This window comes from Nostoc sp. MG11 (assembly GCF_014904695.1).
Lineage (GTDB): Bacteria > Cyanobacteriota > Cyanobacteriia > Cyanobacteriales > Nostocaceae > Komarekiella.
Genome location: NZ_JACXXN010000007.1, coordinates 189,560 through 208,419 on the forward strand (window position 1 = coordinate 189,560; position 18,860 = coordinate 208,419).

The following is an 18,860-nucleotide window of genomic DNA, read 5'->3' on the forward strand; positions in this document are numbered from 1 at the left end:
TATGACTGCAACCACAAAAAAATTTACTTTTGCAGAGTATCTTAAGTATAACGATGGCACGGATACCCAATATGAATTGGTAGATGGAGAATTAATTCCCATGAGCCTTGGCACTGGCAAGCACGGTGGCATCTCTAAGTTTTTAGAACGAAGCTTTGATGATGAAAGTGCCAAGATGGGCAAGAATTGGACAGCACAAAAGTTTTCTGTCGGAGTGCGTTCGCCACGCTCTGGACGCTGGGACACCTCACGAATTCCAGATGTAGTAGTATTACCAACACAGCAGTGGGAAGCACTTTCTAATCGAGAAGCTGTGATCGAACTCAACGAAACTCCCCCCATATTAGTGGTAGAAGTCGTCAGCGAATCTACACAAACTACAGACTATCGCAGCAAACGTTCTGAATATGCTGTTTTGGAAATTCCCGAATACTGGATTGTTGACCCGATTCAAGAGGTAGTAACAATATGCACCCTAGTGGAAGGGTTCTATGATGCTGTTGCATTCCGAGGACAAGAACGCATCATTTCTTTTACTTTTCCACAGTTGGATTTGAGTGCCGAACAAGTCTTGGCAGGACGGAAGTGAACTCTCAATTACTACCAACGCCACTCCCAATTTGCAGGCGGCATAGTGGACGCTAACACTGTTAAAAGAGTTGCTCAAATTATGCATAGGCATAGCCCGTCGTAGGCATCGCTAAAACAACAGAAATCGCACCTGTAAAACGTTCCCATCCACTGTTACAGTTTGCAGGTATTATAAGCGACGAAGAAGCTGCACAATTATAGGCTGTGATTCATGAGGAATTTGAGAGTGCTTCAACAATGAGCCTCTAAACCTGGGCGACGAGTCTTTGAACTCCATTAATGAGTCTTTGATATTCGTGAATGAGTCTTTGAACTCCATTAATGAGTCTTTGATATTCGTGAATGAGTCTTTGAACTCCATTAATGAGTCTTTGATATTCGTCAACGAGCCTTTGAACTCCATTAATGAGTCTTTGATATTCGTCAACGAGCCTTTGAACTCCGTTAATGAGTCTTTGAACTCCGTTAACGAAAAATATCTAACCATTCCTAAATTTACAGGGGTGAGCGTGTAGTAAAATTTACTCACCTCTGTAGAGTTGAATATGGCTTTAGACTTCTCCGGTCAAAATCTCCGAGGACGCAACTTCAAAGGTAGACAAGACCTTGCGGGTGCAAACTTTAGCTATGCCGACATCCGAGGGGCAAACTTCACTAACGCTAATTTGACAGGCGCAAATTTCAGCCATGCTAAAGCTGGACTGCAACGCCGATGGGCAATTTTCCTAGTCCTTGTCTCGTGGCTGTTGTCGGGACTGTCAGGATTTTTATGGGCTTTCAACGGTTATGTTGTGTCACTAATATTTGATAAATCCAGCTTAATGTACGAGTTCGTGGGCTGGACTGCTTTGATTGTATTAATTGCTTTCTTTTTTATCATGATTCATCAGGGAGTAGCATCTGGTTTAGGAGCCGGAGCCGGAGCTATAGCTTTCGTTGGAGCCATAGCCGTAGCTGGAACCGTAGCCAGAGCCGTAACCGTAGCCAGAGCCATAGCCGTAGCCGTAGCTATAGCCGTGGCCATAGCCGTAGCCGGAGCTATAGCCGGAGCTGTAGCTGTAGCCGTAGCCAGAACCGTAGCCGGAGCCAGAACCGTAGCTGGAACTGTAGCCGTAGCCGTAGCCGTAGCCGTAGCCACAGCTATAGCCAGAGCCGGAGTTGCAAGAGTCGTAGTCGTAGCCGTAGCCGTAGCCGGAACATTAGTTAGTATTTACATCAGTTGGCAAGCAATGAAAGGAGATGAAAAGCACTCCTTAGTTCGTAATATCGCGATCGCCTTTGCTGCAATAGGAGGTACAAGTTTTCATGGCGCTGACTTAACCAATGCTGATTTTTCTCAAGCTGCGCTCAAAAGTACAGATTTCCGCAAGACTAACCTCACTGGTACTCGTTGGCATCAAGCCAAAATGCTTGACCGTGTTCGTCCTGGTTTAACTTATCTTCAAAACCCAAAAGTACGTCAACTGCTAACTACGGGACGGGGACAAGACAAAAACTTTGACCGTGAAAACCTGCGCGGTATCAACTTACAAAAAGCTAACCTAGCTGATGCCAGCTTTATTGGCGCTGATCTCAGTGAAGCTAATTTACAAGATGCCGATTTGTCAAGAGCAAAGCTGAAGCAAACGCAACTAGACGGCACAGATTTAACAGGTGCAACACTCACCGGAGCTTACATCGAAGATTGGGGCATTACAAATACAACTAAATTGCATGGGGTGAGGTGTGAATATGTCTTCATGCGCTTACCCACCAAAGAAAACCCCGACCCCCTCCGCAAACCAGATAATAAACAAGAGGTATTTGCAGACGGGGATTTTGCCGATTTTATCAAGCCGATTTTTGACACCCTCGACCTTTACCATAATCAAGGCGTTGACCCCCGTGCTGTTGCGATCGCCTTTAAAAACCTCGCCGAAAACCATCCAGAAGCCGAGTTAGAAATCGTCGCAATGGAGAAACGCGGCGATGATAAAATCTTGCTCAAAGCCAAAACCGCAGCAGGTAGCGATAAATCTCAACTGAGTGCAGAATATTTTGATGACTATAATCAACTCAAAGCTTTATCACAGAGTCAGCAATTATTGCTTGTAGAAAAAGATAGTTATATTAGTGATTTAAAAAATATGATCACAACTGCACTTGGGCAGCCAAAATCTTATACACAAGGAAATACCATCATGTCTGATATCAGCGGCATCAATATTCAAGGTAGCAGTAACGTCAGCGGTATCGCTGGGGGCGGCTCTGTTGCTAACCTAGGAACCATCAGCGGTAATGTGAGTATTGCCCTCAATCAATTGCCTGATGCAACCGATGCAGATAAACCAGGAATTAAAGAATTGTTGACGCAGTTGCACGAGGTAATTTCACAGTCCTCAGATTTGCCTGAAACAGACAAAGCTGATGCATTGTTACAGGTAAAAGCTTTAGCAGAAGCAGGTACAAATCCCCAAGAATCCACCAAGCAAAAAACTGCAAAAAATGCAATCACCATGTTGAAAGGGATATTTTCTGGTTTACCTGCTGTTGCCACATTAGTTGAATCGACTAATAATTTATTGCCTGCGATCGCCAAACTATTCGGTTTAGGATAATATACATCCAGTTAAAAATCTCTCAGGAATGTAAAGCCATGCTGGAACTATTAAATATCAAAAGTGAAGTAGAAAGGTTGTCGAATATCCTGGACAAAGCTGAGGAATGTCTTTGACCTCAGAGAACTGAGTACAAGAGTTAAAGACCCAGATCAATTAATTGCCAAATCTACTTTTTGGGAAAATTCTCTTACTGCCTATCAGACACTTCAAGAGATTAAATCCCTCATCTCCAACAAGAAAAAATATCAGCAATGGCGCACCATTCTAGAAGATATCAAAGTTGCTCTGGAACTGTTGGAATTATCCGCTGATGAGCAATTGTTACAAGAGATGCAAAGCAACCTCACGCAACTCCAGCAAGAACTTAACACACTCGAAATACAACAGTTACTATCTAATCCCTGCGACCAAAATGGAGCATTCTTAACTATTACTGCTAGTTCTAATAGTGTGGATGCTCAAGATTGGGCAACTATCCTACTGCGGATGTATCACCGTTGGAGTGTCAAGCAAAATTACTTAGTATATGCAAGAGAAGATTCTGGTGCGGATTTAACCGGAATTAAGTATGTCGTGGAAATTATCGGGCGTTATGCTTATGGCTACCTCAAATCAGAACAAGGAACCCATGCAAAAATAATGCGGCTTTCTCATTTGAAGGGTGACGGTAAACGACATACTTGCTTTGCCAGTGTAGAAGTCAGCCCTATCTTGGATGAGTCTGTTGAGGTTGAAATTCCAGACAAGGATTTACAAATCACTTTGCCACGTTGTCAGAGGAATGTTAACCGCCCAGAAATATGGGTGCAGTTGTTTCATATTCCTACTGGGATTACTGTGTTTTGTAATCTGGAGCGCAGCCAGCTACACAACAAAGAGAAAGCATTAGCTATTCTTAAGAGTAGGCTGGTTGCGATCGCACTAACTCAAAATGTCCAACTTTCCAAAATTCAACCTCAACTGATAAAATCTTTATCTAACAAGCTTATCCGTGAATATGTATTACATCCTTACAAAAACGTGAAAGATCTGCGTACCAAAGTGGAAACAACTGCCATAGCAGAGGTCTTAGATGGTGAAATCGATTTGTTTATCAAAGCCTATCTGCAACAGTAAAATCAAAACACTGGAATAAGCAAAGACACTCTCGTCGTTTGCCCTCAGATATTGCCAAATAATGCAGTAATTTATGTAACTTATATAAGTAGTGTAGAAAAAATTTGCCAAACTCCAGCTAAAATCAAAAAGATACAGCAGTTGGCATTTTCATGAATCATACGTAGAGACCGTAGATGTAACGTCTCTACAGGGTTTCAGGTTTTATTTATGTACTTCATTTACCTGAAATCTGCTGTAAATAGAATCAAGAGCAATCTCCCAATCTAAAACGCTCTATCTTTCGTTTAGCAATCACTATGGAAGTCTTAGAACTAAAACGCGAAATCGAAACGTTGTCTGGTCGCCTGGGTAAAACCCAGCACTATCTTTGACGTACCTGCATTGACAGCCAAAATTCAAGACCTGGAACAAATATCAGCTCAGCCAGAATTTTGGAATGACCAAACCCAAGCTCAACAAACGCTACAAGAACTCAACGACCTAAAAGCCCACCTTCAGCAATATGATCAGTGGCAAGCCAGTCTAGAAGATACTAAAGCAGTAGTTGAGTTATTAGAGTTAGAAACCGACGAAGCACTCTTGCAAGAAGCGGAATCCACAATCACCAAGCTCAATCGTGACCTTGACCAGTGGGAGTTACAACAATTACTTTCCGGCCCCTATGATGCGGAAGGCGCTGTACTAACGATTAATGCCGGTGCTGGTGGTACAGATGCCCAGGATTGGGCATTTATGTTACTGCGGATGTACACTCGTTGGGCAGAAGCTCACGGCTATAAGGTAAGTCTAGCTGAAGAGTCTGAGGGTGATGAAGCCGGAATTAAATCAGCAACCCTAGAAATTACTGGTCGTTATGCTTATGGTTATTTGCGGTCTGAAACAGGCACACATCGCTTAGTGCGAATTTCACCCTTTAACGCTAATGGCAAACGACAAACCAGTTTCGCTGGGGTGGAAGTAATGCCGCAAATAGATAACTCTGTACAGTTGGACATTCCAGAGAAAGATTTGGAAATCACCACAACTCGCTCTGGCGGTAAAGGCGGACAGAACGTCAACAAAGTAGAAACAGCGGTAAGGGTTGTTCACCTCCCCACGGGGCTAGCCGTGCGCTGTACAGAAGAACGTTCTCAACTGCAAAACAAAGAGAAGGCCCTTGCTCGTCTCAAAGCCAAGCTGCTAGTCATTGCTAAAGAGCAACGTGCTCAAGAAATTGCTGAAATTCGTGGTGATATGGTGGAAGCCTCCTGGGGCAACCAAATCCGTAACTATGTGTTTCATCCTTACCAAATGGTGAAGGACTTGCGTACAAACACAGAAACTACCGCGATTACAGATGTGATGAATGGCGAACTTGATACATTCGTTCAAGCTTATCTACGGCAAGAAAACCAACTCGTAGAAAACACCCCTACATAATTTAAAGATTAGTTATGGGTACTAAGTATTTTTTTACTGTATACTTAGTACCTATTATTTATTTTTTTAGTATTGATATTGGTGCGATCGCAACTCTACTCCATACCAACTGTTACATTTATAAAAGAGTCTGCGATCAAATAATTATGACTAACTCCCCTTCAACAGAACCTCAACCCAGCTACGTAAAACTCGCCATGCGAAACATGGTGCGAAAGGGTAGCACATCCTTAAAACATTTTGCACTGACCGCCGTAGGACTTTTAGCTGTCCTCGTTGGTCTTGCTTATCTAACACGCTAACGATAAATGCTCACCTCAGCCTAGGAGACTACGTGCCCCTGAGAGTTGAACTATATGTAGAAAATTATGATTACGAGTCCCCAGTAGCATCTGGAAAGATTGGGGACACACATCCCCCAATCACTTCTGAAGCTTGGGAAAACTGGTTTGATATCTGGTTGGAAATACTTCATCCTCAGCTTCCAGCCGCGCCAAGTTACGAAATCGGTCTGCGCTTGACCGATGACTTGCAAATTCAGACCCTCAATGCTCAGTATCGACAACAAGATCAGCCAACAGATGTTTTAGCCTTTGCTGCTTTAGAGGTAGACTTTCCTCAAAGTGAAGAAATGCTTGCTTCTGTGCCTTTATGTTTAGGTGATATTATTGTGTCTGTGGATACAGCCCAACGTCAAGCCCAACAGCAAGAACACAGTTTGCCAACTGAACTAGCTTGGTTAGCTGCTCACGGCTTATTACATCTGTTGGGCTGGGATCATCCTGACGAAGAAAGTTTGAGGCGAATGTTAGAACAGCAGGTGATATTGTTACACGCAATAGGTATTTCTATTGACATAGAATAGCGGTGATTCGCGTGTCAGTAAGTGTTAATCTTGGGTAATAATTTTATAATATTTCTGGAGAAAATTCCCTAAAACTGCCTCAAAGTTTATCAAGCCATGATAAATGGCAAAGATTCCCACTGTAGCTCCTATTTTTTTGTATTTTTAAGCCTATGTCCCAAAAAGTTTCCCCACCACCAACGTCCAACACCTTACAAACACTGGTGACAAATGAACGGGAATTTTCCTGGCAGGTTGCCTCTAATTTATTAGTTAGTTTTAAGTATGCTTGGGCAGGAATCAGCTATAGTTTTCAAACTCAACGTAACTTTCGCATCCACGTAAGTGTTTGCGCTTTAGCGATCGCTTTAAGCGTTTTTTTACATCTGCAAGCCGTGGAAATAGCTGTTATTGGTATAACTAGTGGTTTAGTTTTAGCATTAGAGTTACTCAATACAGCGATCGAGTCTCTTGTAGACTTGACTGTTAAGCAGACTTACCATGATTTAGCAAAAGTTGCTAAAGACTGTGCTGCTGGTGCTGTACTGGTTTCTTCTTTAGTCGCAGTGCTGGTAGCTGCTACACTCTTGCTCCCTCCTCTAGTATCCTTAATTATGTCGGCTTTCTAGATGTAGTTTGTGATCCTGCTCAGTCCGATTCCATTTAAAATTTAGATGCTATAAAAGCGTCTGAAGGGAGATAGTCCGTCCGCACAGCTTTGCTTTTGTGGAAATGGAATTGAAGTTGAGGAAGCAGCTTTTTGTACTCTGGTTAACTGAATTCCGTACCACTATTTAGCCATCAATTAAGTCAATTTAGTAGGAAAGATAATGACCCAAGTAATCGTAGGTGAAAATGAACACATTGAGTCAGCCTTACGTCGGTTTAAGCGAGAAGTTTCCAAAGCAGGAATTTTCCCAGACATGAGAAAGCATCGTCACTTTGAAACGCCACTGGAAAAACGCAAACGCAAAGAAATTGCTAAGCACAGGCAGAGTAAAAGAAGTTTCCGCAATTAACAACTGACATACAGTGGTTAGCATTTTCATGAATCATACGTAGAGACCGTAGATGTAACGTCTCTACAGGGTTTCGGGTTTTATTTATGTACTTCATTTACCTGAAATCTGCTGTAGGTATAAAAAAGAGGGTAAAGGTTAAAGGAAAAAGGGATGAACTCTTCACTCACAAGGGGCGAAGTTTTTACCTTTTCCTGTTCTCCCTGCCCCTTCTTGATAAATTAATGCCCTCATCGTATTTATGAGGGCTTTACTTATGGAAAACTCCATTCCCTTGTGGATGGAGTTTTTGGGCATAGATAAAGATTGACATCCTCCCGCCTCTAATCAGCCTTTCCCTGATATAGCGGGGAATTCCAAAGATCGCTCTTTAGATTTCTTCTTTCCACGAGTTGACTTGCTTGAAGGAGTTTCCTCTCCCAAGTATTGGTAAGTCTCTCCAGAGGGCCAAGTTTGACAAGCGCGGAAGTTTCTACACGATTGCTACCAAAACGACATAAACGTTATTTTGATTAGAGTTGCAAAATTAAAATAGTTGCAACCAGTCAGAGAAATGCTCATATGATTTATTACTCTTAACGTAAGGATTACAGTTAATGCAAGTTCTAAAAAGAGCCATCAAACCAGAAATCTATATATCGTTCCTCTATATCTACAAAACTACTTGGGGAACTGCTGGTGATATCTGTTTAGTTCGTGAATCTGTAGCTAATTCAAGTCCATCGACGAAGTTTGTTGGTCACAAACTCCAACTAGCCCTACCAAAAGGGATGGAGCGCGATCGCATAGCGGGCTTGCCGGTGATCAAAGTTGCAGGTAATGTAGGCGACGGACATCCTAAAGAACACCCGCTGGAATGGGAAGCTTATGAAGGTGTAGATCAAGAAATAGCGATCGCGGCTCTGAAACCTTGGGGCTTCAAGTTAATTGAGTCCACGTAATCCCAATCAAACCAGGAGCTATTAGTTTTGATTATAGTCATTGACAATTACGACAGTTTTACATACAACTTAGTGCAATATCTGGGAGAATTAGCGGCAGAGTTCCCAGTAGCAGATGATATTAAAGTTTTTCGTAACGACAAGATATCCATAGATGAGATTCGGGCATTAAAGCCAGACGTCGTAGTTATTTCCCCTGGGCCTGGTCGCCCAGACGATGCTGGAATTTCCCTAAAATTGATTGAACAACTAGGGCCTAAATTGCCAATTTTGGGTGTCTGTTTAGGACATCAAAGTATTGGTCAAGTGTTCGGTGGTAAAATAGTTTCTGCTCCAGAGTTAATGCATGGCAAAACTTCTCAGGTGTCTCACACTGGGGTGGGAGTTTTCCGGGGATTGGAAAATCCCATGACCGCCACCAGATATCATAGTCTGGTGATTGAGCGCGAGACTTGCCCTGATGTGTTGGAAATCACCGCTTGGGTTGAAGATGGCACTATTATGGGAGTGCAACACCGGAACTATCCTCACATTCAAGGTGTCCAGTTTCACCCAGAGAGTGTCCTGACATCTTCGGGAAAGCAGTTATTGCGAAACTTTCTGGAACAGTTACAGTCGAGAGAGTAATTAATGAAACGACGAAAGTTGATGGGCTATGCTGGGGCGGGGTTGGTCACAGCTTTCATTACTACCTTGAGTTCTGAATCTCAAGCTAACGCACAATCTAGCGGTTTATCAGTTCAGTGGTTGGGTCATACTTGCTTTCTATTTACTGGTGGCGGGGCGAAAATTCTCGTCAATCCATTTCGGGCGATCGGCTGTACTGCTAAGTACCGTCCACCAAAAGTTGCAGCAGATTTGGTACTAATTAGTAGTCAATTACTGGATGAAGGTGCGGTAGATGGACTACCGGGAAATCCTAAGCTCATCTACGAACCAGGAGTTTACGAGTTCCAAGGCATCAAGTTCCAGGGAATTGCCATAGACCACGATCGCAAAGGTGGCAAGCAGTTTGGTTCAAACACCTCCTGGAGTTGGAAACAAGGAGGAATTAATATCCTGCACTTAGGGGGAGCTGCTGCGCCCATTTCCATTGAGCAAAAAATCCTTATGGGGCGTCCCGATGTGGCATTCATTCCTGTAGGAGGTAGTGCAAAAGCCTACAATGCCCAGGAAGCAAAGCAGGCGGTTCAGGTATTAAATCCTAAGTTGGTTGTTCCCACCCACTACCGGACACAAGCGGCTGACCCTGCTACATGCGATATTTCGCCACTAGATGATTTTCTCGCCTTAATGCAAGGCATGACAGTGCGTCGTAGCAATGGCGATACTGTTTCTCTTAGCCCTGGCAAATTACCGGAAAATGGGGAGATTCAGGTTTTGAGTTACAAGTTTTAAACAAAATACTAAGCAGGCTGACATTGTAAGCACTATGAATCTACTTTGTAGCCTGAGAAAAGGTTAAAGGGTAAATTTCATCTGGGGCATTGGGCATTTGTAACTTCTTCTCAATGCCCAAAAACTCCATCCCACAATTGGGGTGGAGTTTTTCATCCAGCAATATTTTAAGCAGTGTACCACTCTGGGCCAAGCTTATCTGCATCGCTTACAGCAGTCTCAGTTGCTCTAGTTCCATCCATAGTCCAAATGGTGTCCGCACCTGCTGTCTGATCACGCCAGTAAACGTCAGTCTTGCCATCAGCGTTGAAATCGCCAAGCGATGGTGTCAAAGATGCGCCATTACTTGGTAAAAAAGCTTGACTACTAACTGTTGTACCATCCATCAACCAAGCTGTGTTCTCACCGGTTGCCTGATTGTGCCATAAAATGTCGGTCTTGCCATCACCGTTGAAATCGCCAATGTTGGATTTCCAGTTTGAGTCAAGTGTTCCCACAGCACCCTCAGTTACGATAATGCCATTCACTTGCCAAATCTTGTTCTCACCGGTTGTTTCATTGCGCCACAGCAAATCAGTGCTCAAATCGCCGTTGAAATCGCCACGGGTAAAAGTCCAGCCGACATCTTGTGATTGCAGAGCAAAATTACTTGCTTGTGCGCCATCCATAAACCAAACGTTGTTTTCACCTGTTGTCTCATTGCGCCAGAAGATGTCACTCTTCCCATTACCGTCGAAATCAACCACGGTAGGAGTCAAGCCTGTAGTTGTAGTCTCTAGAACAGTCGCGCTGAGAACTGTTGTGCCATCCATCTGCCAAAGAGCATTTTCGCCGGTTGTGCCATTATGCCAGAAGATATCGGTTTTGCGATCGCCGTTGAAATCGCCAATGTTAGGAGTCCAAGCTGGATCAACTCTATCCAAAGCAACCGCACTCGCAACGTTGACTCCATCCATTAGTGCAAGGTTATTCTCACCCGTTGTTTTATTACGGAGTAAGAAGTCGGTCTTGCCATCACCGTTAAAATCAGCAGTTTTGTAAGTCCAGGCAGATATGTCAAACTGTCCCAAAGAACCTTGTTGGAGAACTTGTGTGCCATCCATTAGCCGAACCACAATCTCACCTGTTTGAGAATTGACCCAAAGTTTGTCTGTTTTCCCATCACCGTTGAAATCAGGAAGAATCGCCGCATTAGTTAAGTAAGGATTGGGATTGGGATTCGCAGCGGCTACTATAGGCTGAGTCAAAGATTGATTTTGGAATGTTTGTGAGGAACTCTTACTCCCAAAAGTATAATCAGAATTTAAATTCTCAACAGAAGATGTCAAGACTTGTGACTTGGCGAAAGAGTCTTTTGCCCATTGAGATGTATTCAAAGACAAGTTTGACGAAGTTTTACTTTCAAACATGATGGGTTCTTATGGGTAGTTGTCATATTTTTTTAACTTTTTTTGGGAATATCTTTCTGTTATCAAATAACATTTACTAGAGCTTAAATATTTCTTTATAACTCTTTTTTTTTAATGAATGTCAATTTTTAAAGACAAAAGCTTATTTGTTATAAATTATTCTTTATAAATTTTCAAGTGAGATATAAACAATTAGGAAATATTCTTTTGTATTCTATGTATGTCAGGATTTATAGATAAAATTTGCTATTTCTATCTAGTAATATAAAAGCCTATGAATTGTCAAAAAGCTAATTTTTATCTTTCTTCTCTGCGTGAACATTAAAATTTTTATTTTTAAATATTTGTGCAAGGAGTCTAATATCTTGAAGTGTTGAATTCAAAACCTATGTGTATTTTAAAATGTTAATCACTCACATAAAATATCTACACTTGTAGCGATTTTCAAATAGATATGATTTTTACCTCACTCACGCAGAGACGCAAAGCCGCAGAGAAAATATCTGTGTAAACTTAATGGCGAATTCTATTCGCACGCCAGTTGCTTCAAGGCGGGTTTAGCTTATATAAATGCAATTTCTGTTCAGACAAAAATAAAGAGGTAAATCGTCTTTAAACGTTTTACCTCTCTCAACAATAAATAATTACAAATAGTAATTACACTTTAGTGCGATCGGTTAAAATCTCATAACCGATATCTGTCACTAAGACTGTATGTTCAAACTGTGCCGATAGAGCATTATCTACTGTTACTGCTGTCCATCGGTCAGATAATGTTCGTGTATGTCTAGAACCAGCATTCACAATTGGCTCAATTGCTAGTGTCATCCCTGCACGGAGTTTAACATTGGGCATCTCACGAGTTCGGAAGTTGAATACTGAGGGTTCTTCGTGCAAGTTACGACCAACACCATGTCCGGTGAATTCTTCCACTACACTAAAGCCATTGGCTTTTACATGGTCTTCAATTGCCCCAGCCAAGTCAAGCAAGTATACACCGGCTTTGACTTGTTCAATACCTTTATAAAGAGCTTCTTCAGCTACACGAATCAGTTTAGCTGCTTCAGGGGTAACTTCGCCTACAGCAATTGTAATACAAGAATCCCCATGAAAGCCTTGGTAATAAGCGCCTGTATCTACTTTTAATACGTCCCCAGTCCGAATAACTTTCTTGGCACTGGGAATACCATGTACAACTTCATTGTTAATACTAGAGCAGATAGAACCTGTAAAACCGTGATATCCTTTAAAGCTTGGTGTTGCATCCATCTCACGAATGCGTTTTTCTGCATAAGCATCTAAGTCAGCCGTAGTCATTCCTGGCTTTACTAGCTCAGAAATTTCTTTGAGTACTGTAGCTACTATTTTTGCTGATTGCCGCATAATTTCAATTTCACGCGGCGATTTAATTTCAATTCCTCGGCGTTGTTTTTTTGGAGGAGTAGACTGAGTTGCTTGAGAAAGTAAGTTACTGAAAATGTTCATGGGGAATTAATAATTACTGGCGTCTTGCGGCTTAAGAGTGAATGTTTTTTCTAGATTAGTTGAGAAATAATATCTATATTTAAGTTAACTTATTTTTCGTTACACACTCTGCCTCACAGTTCCAGTCCATTGAATTAACACATCTGACATACTATCAGCATTCATCAAATAATTCTTAATTGCTGATGGCAATCTCTCCAGTCATACCTGCTTCTGTATGTCCTGCAATTGGACAACGTAAGCCATATTTACCTGGTTTCAGGGGCACAAACACCCATTCTGCTTCAGCACCCGGCTTTAGTTCTAGTTCGTGAATGGCTCCTTTAATTTCTACTTTGCCTGCTTCAACTTTCTGTGTCCAGATGCCATCGGCAAAATCTTTAGCAGTAAAATAGTGCTTCTGTTGGCTGGGATTAGTGAGCCGTAGTTGATAGCGTTTACCAGCCACTAACTCTAAGTGATTTGGCTCGAACTTGAGTTCATTAGCCGAAGTACCTAAGCTAACTGTAATTTTTGTAGCTGGTTGCTTCAGTAAATTGTTAGACAAATTCGCGGCTACTGCTGGAGCAGCACTAGTAAAATTCCAGCATAAAAGCAACGTTAACATCACGTATAACCGCAGTGTTGCTTGTAGCCGAAGAGAAGTGAAATAGGTGAGAATTTTAATTAAAACTTGGTATAAATGCTTGTAAATTGCCGTAAATAACTCGATCATTTCCGTTGCTAGTCTTATTAAAGTTAATGGTGGCAATGAGGAATTGTACTAATTCGTAATTTGTAGTAAGCTACGCTCTAAGCGTAGCTATGCCATTGGCGCAGCCTCTCGTAGAGAAGGCTTTACGTAATTAAAAAAAGCAGATTTAATCTAGGTAACATTCTTTGAATCTGTAGCCTGATTTTGGAGAATTGGTATTTGGTATTGTAAATTGCAGGGAAGTATATTACTTAATTATCTATTAACTTGCTCCCACTTCTATTTAATTCTTTGTTCTGCCAATACCGCTGGCCCAGCTGTGACGACCACAATTTTACCTGGGTGGAGTAACTCACGAGCTGCTTGATTGACTTGGGCAAGGGTAACTTGCTGAATTTTTTGAGTAAAGGAGCGTAATTCTACTGTATCGAGTCCATACACCTCATTCATCAGAATTCTATCTGTTAATTCTTCTGGGTTTGCCAGAGAAACGTTGTAGTTGCTGATTAGGGTGTGTTTTGCTGTCTCAACTTCTGGTGCGGTGACGCCTTGTTGATGGATTTGCTGTAGCAATTGGTGCGTGCTAGCGATCGCTTTACCTGTATCTTCTGGGCTAGTTTGCATCTCAATCAAGAATGTCCCGACTTTCTTCCCGGCTTGGAAGTAGCTATAAATTCCATAGCTCAAACCTTGGCGATCGCGTACTTCTGCCCCCAGTCTACTTGATAGGGTGTCTCCGCCCAAAATCTGATTTAACACTAAGGCTGCATGAAATCGGGGATCTTGACGGTTAATACCTGTGTAACCCATATAAGTGATAGCTTGAGCTTTACCCGGTAAAACTGGGTTGACACGCACTATTTTTTCTGGCAGTGAGACTGTGGGATATTGTAACTTTGGTGGTTGCCCGATCACTTGCCAGTCACTAAACTTAGCTTTCAGGAGCGATCGCACTTTGTCTAGATCAAAATCTCCAACCAGCGCTATCACTAACGTGTCTGGACGATAATGTTTTGCCTTGAAATCAATTACATCCTTACGGCTAATCTGCTCTAAACTCTCCTGTGTAGGAAAGGTGTGTAATGGATGTTTTTTCGGATAAATTGATTGAACAAACGTTCTTTTTGCTACTTCCGATGGGTCATCTAACTCCAGTTGAAGAGTAGTTAAAGTTTGTTGGCGATTCAGTTCCAACTCTTTTACTGGAAATGTACTATTTATAACTACATCTGCTAAAGTTTCTAGGAGTATAGGTAAGTCTTGTGCTAGACTATCACCCTCGATACGCACGCCTTCGCGGTATGCTTCAAAATCCAAACTTGCCCCCCGTTCTTCTAAGGCTTTAGCAAGAGCTAAGACATCTTTGGTTTTAGTACCATTCATCAAGTTGTCTGCCACAACAGCAGCCAGTCCAGCTTTATCGGCTGGGTCAAATTCCATCCCCGCCTCGATGTGTCCGCTCAAGGTAACGGTGGGAGTACTCTTATCAGGTAATAGCAATATCCGCAGACCGTTGGCAAATGTGAATTGCTGCGGTAGTACTCGCGTGATCGTATCTGTTGCTGAATCTACAGGCGGTAAGTACTTCACCACTTCCGATGAAAGCTCAGGTGTACTCAAAGAAAAATTTTCTGTAGTTTGTGCTGAGTGTGGCTTATCACTAATCTCTTTGAACTGCTTTTGAGTTGGTTCAAAAAAGCCAACTGTACGCGCTTCTTTTTTCAGGTATTTTTTGATCACAGCCACAACATCTGCTTCTGTTACCTGGCTGACGGCTGCTAAGTAGCGATCTGTGTAGCGATAATCATCAGCAGTTGTCTCGTCGTTACCAAGTTGCATTGCTTGACTGGTGATATCGCGGTTACTTAAAATTACGTCTGCTGTTAATTGAGTCTTGGCTCGCTTTACTTCCTCTAGTTTAATCCCTTTTTCTACCACATTGGCGATTGCCCGACTCAGCACTGAATCAATTTTTTTCAATTTTTGACTAGGTGCAGCTGTAACCAACAACTCGTACCAGCCAGATTCGCGCAAACTGGTAACACCTGCTGTTACTTCATTAGCTAAACCCGATTCTACCAATACTTGATAAAGGCGAGAATTTCGCCCTTCTGTCAAAATGTAATCCATCACATCCAACGCTGGCACATCCGGTTGATTCACGTCCGGTAATGGATACACCACTTGCAACAGTTGCCCTGCTCCCGGTTCTCTTAGAACTATGGGAACAGAGGGGACTTTTGACCCTTGACTTTTGAACGCCAGTCGCCTCAAGTCAAGCCACTGCCTTGCGGGGGTTCCCCCCGTTGTGGCAAGTGGCGCGGGAAACCCTTTCGGCAGTTCCTCCTGGGGAAAACCCCCTTCTCTGCGAGAGGCTCCGCCAACGCGCAGCGTCTCGTAGAGAAGACCGGACTGCCTCACCACGGCGCTGGCTCCCCTTAACTCTTGACTTTTTGGTAATTTCCCAAATACGTCTTTAACTATTTCAAGGACATTTGCAGTTTTAAAATCTCCAACAATCACTAATACAGCATTATCAGGACTGTAGTAATTTTGATAGTACTTGCGTACCTGCTCTACCTGAAACTTATCGACATCAGCTTTAGTACCACCCACTGGCAACCCATAAGCGTGATTGGGAAATGCCGCTTGCATCACAGCGCGGTTGAGGCGGTATTCCGGGCTATTTTCGTAACCTTGTAGCTCAGAAATTACTACCCGCTTCTCATTGGCTAGTTGCTCTGCATTAATCAGAGAATTTTGCATTCTATCTGCTTCCAGCACCAAGAGCGCTGTGAGTTTATCCCGTTCTACAGTGCCGTAATACGCAGTTTGATCATAGCTGGTGAAAGCATTTGAATCGCTGCCTAAAGCACTAAACAAACGTCCAAATTGGATTGGACGATTTTTTGTGCCTTTAAACATCATGTGTTCCAACTGGTGAGCAATGCCATTTACTCCCGGTTCTTCGTTACGCGAACCAACTTTGTACCACACTTGCACTGTCACCACTGGCGCAGTATGCACTTCTTTTGTCAGGACAGTCAGACCATTCTCCAGCACTATTTTGCGGACGTTCTCTGTCACTGTTAGGGGCATAGTTGTTTTTGCTACCAAGGTTGAATAATGATTTTTATTGTTATATGTTTCTACGTATTGGCTCTCAGCAGGCTTGTCGCTAAGTAGAAATACTGCTATTAGCCAAATGATAAGTATTAATAGCGGAAAACGATATCGATACCAAATGGAAGATACAGACATGTATGTGGCAGATATAGCATGTCAATTATTTTACATATGTCTTGAATAGGATGACTATATTCTAATTTTTGGGGAAAATATATCACTTCGGCAACACTACAGAGGTCAAGTATTTTAGCAGCAACAATAATCAATAAAAAGGCTAAATTATGAGAGTTTTTCTAAGATTCGGATGAATTCTAGAGGTAAGCCATCAGTATCGGCAATGAAAGCAACTTCGTAAATGCGATCGCCTATCTGTTGTTGTGTCGGTTCCAAAAGTACCTTTAGCGGTAGTAGTTCTGGTTGATTTTCTGCCGCTAGTAGTACACGTTTTTGTAAACTTGTCAACCAACTGGGTAAATCTGGTGTAATTTCAGTTAAATCAAATGAAAGATGATAGTACCCTACATAATGTTCGTCAGCGAATGCATCTGGGGCTGGTTTTGGTTGGGGAATTTGAATTAGTTCAATTCTGCCTCCTAATCCTTCCATCCAACAAGCTAGGGTGTAGCCTGTAGTGAAGCGTTCTGAAACTGTAAACCCTAACTGTTCGTAGAAAGCGATCGCCCGATGAATATTCGCTGTACGAATCGAAGCATGGTGCATAATTTTGTCCTTTCTTACAAAGTTCTGAGCGGAGGAAACCTCCGCACCCTGCGGGAAGCAAGCTACAGACTTTGCACTTTCTTCTTAGTCATTAGTCATTCGTCAAAAGACCAATGACTAATGACAATTACTCAAACAATCTGAAATAAGGATAACGTACAGGGACTCCAGGCTCTTTTTCCAAGTCAAAATTAATCACTTCCCAACAGGGATCTTCTGGGGAATCGGGGCTAAACTCCACAGGTAAGCCGTATAGTCGTGCAGCTGTGATTTCCGGCTGTCCAGAACGCCAAGGTGTGCTGCGTTCTAAATAACCACTCATCAATTCCTGATAGCGTCGAGCAATGATCACTCGTGTTGCTCGGTAGCCTTGGGTATAAAGCTTGTCTAATGCTTCGTGAATTTCAAACCTAATACCATCAGGATGGGTATGCTGCCTATACCATTCATTATTCCATCTTCGCCAATGACGCCCAGACTGTAGATGGATTAATTCTCCGTTTTTAGGATTAGCTTCAAAAGCGCCATGACGCGGACATAAGTACGTATCTGTTAGTGTCAGCGCCGGAATAGTCTGGCGACAATGGGGACACTGTATTTCAGGGCCAAACATTGGGTACTGCAAGCCTGGATTCATCATGAAGTGCGTACAAACATAGTTTTGTCTTCACCAGCACCAGTGGGTTGGATTTTACACTTCGGCTGCGTCACTTTGGGTTACTTGCTCACTGCTGCATGAACACGGAGTTACAGCAGGAACATTTTTCACTAGTGTTTGCCTCAGCATAGAGGCTTGACGCTGTGATATTCTGGTTGTGCAACCAGCCTCAATGGTTGGAGTTTCTCCAGTGTTCCTGGGTACCATATTCATATTCTATCGTGTCTACCGCTTCTTACTGGCCATCTGTTGATTTTTCTCAAGCTGCCTTCGTCGCAGCTAACGCTGTCGTAGTCGGCTCGGTAAAAATAGCAGCAGGGGTGAGCATCTGGTATGGAGCAGTAGTTAGGGGAGATGTAGAACGTATTGACATTGGTGAATGCACAAACATACAGGATGGAGCAATTCTACATGGTGATCCTGGTTTTCCAACAATTTTAGAAGATCATGTTACCGTAGGGCATCGCGCTGTGGTGCATTCCGCCTACATTGAACGTGGAACTTTGATTGGCATTGGCGCGGTAATTTTAGATGGGGTACGAGTGGGTACTGGTAGCATTATAGGTGCTGGTGCTGTGGTTACAAAGAATATACCGCCTATGTCTCTTGTAGTTGGCGTTCCTGGCAAAGTGCAGCGTCAAGTAACAGCAGTTGAAGCCGCAGAATTAATCGAACACGCTCAACGTTACCAAAAGTTAGCCTTGGTTCATGCCGGTCAGGGGACTGATCTCGGCTTTAGCAAGTCTTAGGGATTGGGGATTGACGACTCTTAAGAGGGAGAAAGGTTAAAGGTAAGGGGATGATCTTTTTCTTTGCCTTCTGCTTTGTTCAATG

18 protein-coding genes are annotated in these 18,860 nt (G+C 42.7%); 12 read left to right on the top strand and 6 right to left on the bottom strand.

The features are described 5' to 3' along the window. Position 1 precedes the first annotated feature (1 nt). The 11 genes from HCR01_RS13400 (at position 2) to HCR01_RS13450 (ending at position 9,931) form a co-directional block, all read left to right on the top strand. Entirely contained in the window at positions 2-589 is a 588-nt protein-coding gene (locus HCR01_RS13400) for a Uma2 family endonuclease (protein ID WP_193196656.1), read from the top strand. Between the two features lie 547 nt (positions 590-1,136). Beyond that, a complete protein-coding gene (locus tag HCR01_RS13405; protein WP_193196657.1) occupies positions 1,137-3,188 on the top strand; it encodes a pentapeptide repeat-containing protein in 2,052 nt (683 codons plus the stop codon). Between the two features lie 41 nt (positions 3,189-3,229). Next, positions 3,230-4,307 (top strand): PCRF domain-containing protein gene (locus HCR01_RS13410; RefSeq protein WP_193196758.1). Its coding sequence is split into 2 segments (ribosomal slippage): positions 3,230-3,301 and positions 3,303-4,307, totalling 1,077 coding nucleotides; the frame shifts between segments, so codons are not numbered across the junction. Between the two features lie 299 nt (positions 4,308-4,606). Further along, positions 4,607-5,729, top strand: a protein-coding gene (gene prfB, locus HCR01_RS13415; protein WP_193196658.1) for a peptide chain release factor 2 whose coding sequence is annotated in 2 segments (ribosomal slippage) — positions 4,607-4,678 and positions 4,680-5,729 — 1,122 coding nt in all. Because the reading frame shifts where the segments join, the coding sequence is not laid out codon by codon here. 146 nt (positions 5,730-5,875) lie between these two features. Further along, the gene (locus tag HCR01_RS13420) at positions 5,876-6,031 is read left to right on the top strand and encodes a DUF3285 domain-containing protein (RefSeq protein ID WP_193196759.1); all 156 of its coding nucleotides are present in this window, start codon (positions 5,876-5,878) and stop codon (positions 6,029-6,031) included. Between the two features lie 38 nt (positions 6,032-6,069). After that, positions 6,070-6,594, top strand: coding sequence for an rRNA maturation RNase YbeY (gene ybeY, locus HCR01_RS13425; RefSeq protein ID WP_193196760.1), 525 nt, complete (start codon positions 6,070-6,072; stop codon positions 6,592-6,594). A gap of 152 nt (positions 6,595-6,746) precedes the next feature. Next, a complete protein-coding gene (locus HCR01_RS13430; RefSeq protein ID WP_162398578.1) occupies positions 6,747-7,202 on the top strand; it encodes a diacylglycerol kinase family protein in 456 nt (151 codons plus the stop codon). 201 nt (positions 7,203-7,403) lie between these two features. Next, entirely contained in the window at positions 7,404-7,592 is a 189-nt protein-coding gene (rpsU, locus tag HCR01_RS13435) for a 30S ribosomal protein S21 (RefSeq protein ID WP_162398579.1), read from the top strand. A 596-nt stretch (positions 7,593-8,188) separates the two neighbouring features. Continuing rightward, positions 8,189-8,533, top strand: a complete 345-nt coding sequence (locus HCR01_RS13440) for a hypothetical protein (protein ID WP_193196659.1) — start codon at positions 8,189-8,191, stop codon at positions 8,531-8,533. A 27-nt stretch (positions 8,534-8,560) separates the two neighbouring features. Next, positions 8,561-9,160 (top strand): anthranilate synthase component II, encoded by a 600-nt coding sequence (locus HCR01_RS13445; RefSeq protein WP_193196660.1) that lies wholly within the window; start codon positions 8,561-8,563, stop codon positions 9,158-9,160. A 3-nt stretch (positions 9,161-9,163) separates the two neighbouring features. Further along, a complete protein-coding gene (locus HCR01_RS13450) occupies positions 9,164-9,931 on the top strand; it encodes an MBL fold metallo-hydrolase (RefSeq protein ID WP_193196661.1) in 768 nt (255 codons plus the stop codon). 167 nt (positions 9,932-10,098) lie between these two features. On the opposite strand, the gene HCR01_RS13455 is transcribed toward HCR01_RS13450, so the two are convergent. From HCR01_RS13455 to HCR01_RS13480, 6 genes are all read right to left on the bottom strand, one after another. Beyond that, entirely contained in the window at positions 10,099-11,340 is a 1,242-nt protein-coding gene (locus HCR01_RS13455) for an FG-GAP repeat domain-containing protein (RefSeq protein WP_193196662.1), read from the bottom strand. Positions 11,341-11,997: 657 nt separating this feature from the next. Further along, positions 11,998-12,825, bottom strand: coding sequence for a type I methionyl aminopeptidase (gene map, locus HCR01_RS13460; RefSeq protein WP_193196663.1), 828 nt, complete (start codon positions 12,823-12,825; stop codon positions 11,998-12,000). A gap of 175 nt (positions 12,826-13,000) precedes the next feature. Continuing rightward, positions 13,001-13,432, bottom strand: coding sequence for a cupredoxin domain-containing protein (locus HCR01_RS13465; protein ID WP_226889324.1), 432 nt, complete (start codon positions 13,430-13,432; stop codon positions 13,001-13,003). Positions 13,433-13,798: 366 nt separating this feature from the next. Beyond that, positions 13,799-16,780 carry a M16 family metallopeptidase gene (locus tag HCR01_RS13470; protein ID WP_193196665.1) on the bottom strand — a complete coding sequence of 994 codons (2,982 nt, stop codon included), beginning with the start codon at positions 16,778-16,780 and terminating at the stop codon, positions 13,799-13,801. Positions 16,781-16,927: 147 nt separating this feature from the next. Next, on the bottom strand, positions 16,928-17,368 hold the full coding sequence (locus tag HCR01_RS13475) for a VOC family protein (RefSeq protein WP_193196666.1): 441 nt from the start codon (positions 17,366-17,368) through the stop codon (positions 16,928-16,930). Between the two features lie 127 nt (positions 17,369-17,495). Next, positions 17,496-18,008, bottom strand: a complete 513-nt coding sequence (locus tag HCR01_RS13480) for a TIGR02652 family protein (RefSeq protein WP_162398587.1) — start codon at positions 18,006-18,008, stop codon at positions 17,496-17,498. Positions 18,009-18,247: 239 nt separating this feature from the next. On the opposite strand from HCR01_RS13480, the gene HCR01_RS13485 reads away from it, so the two are divergent. Further along, positions 18,248-18,775, top strand: a complete 528-nt coding sequence (locus HCR01_RS13485) for a gamma carbonic anhydrase family protein (protein ID WP_193196667.1) — start codon at positions 18,248-18,250, stop codon at positions 18,773-18,775. The last annotated feature ends 85 nt before the right edge of the window (positions 18,776-18,860 follow it).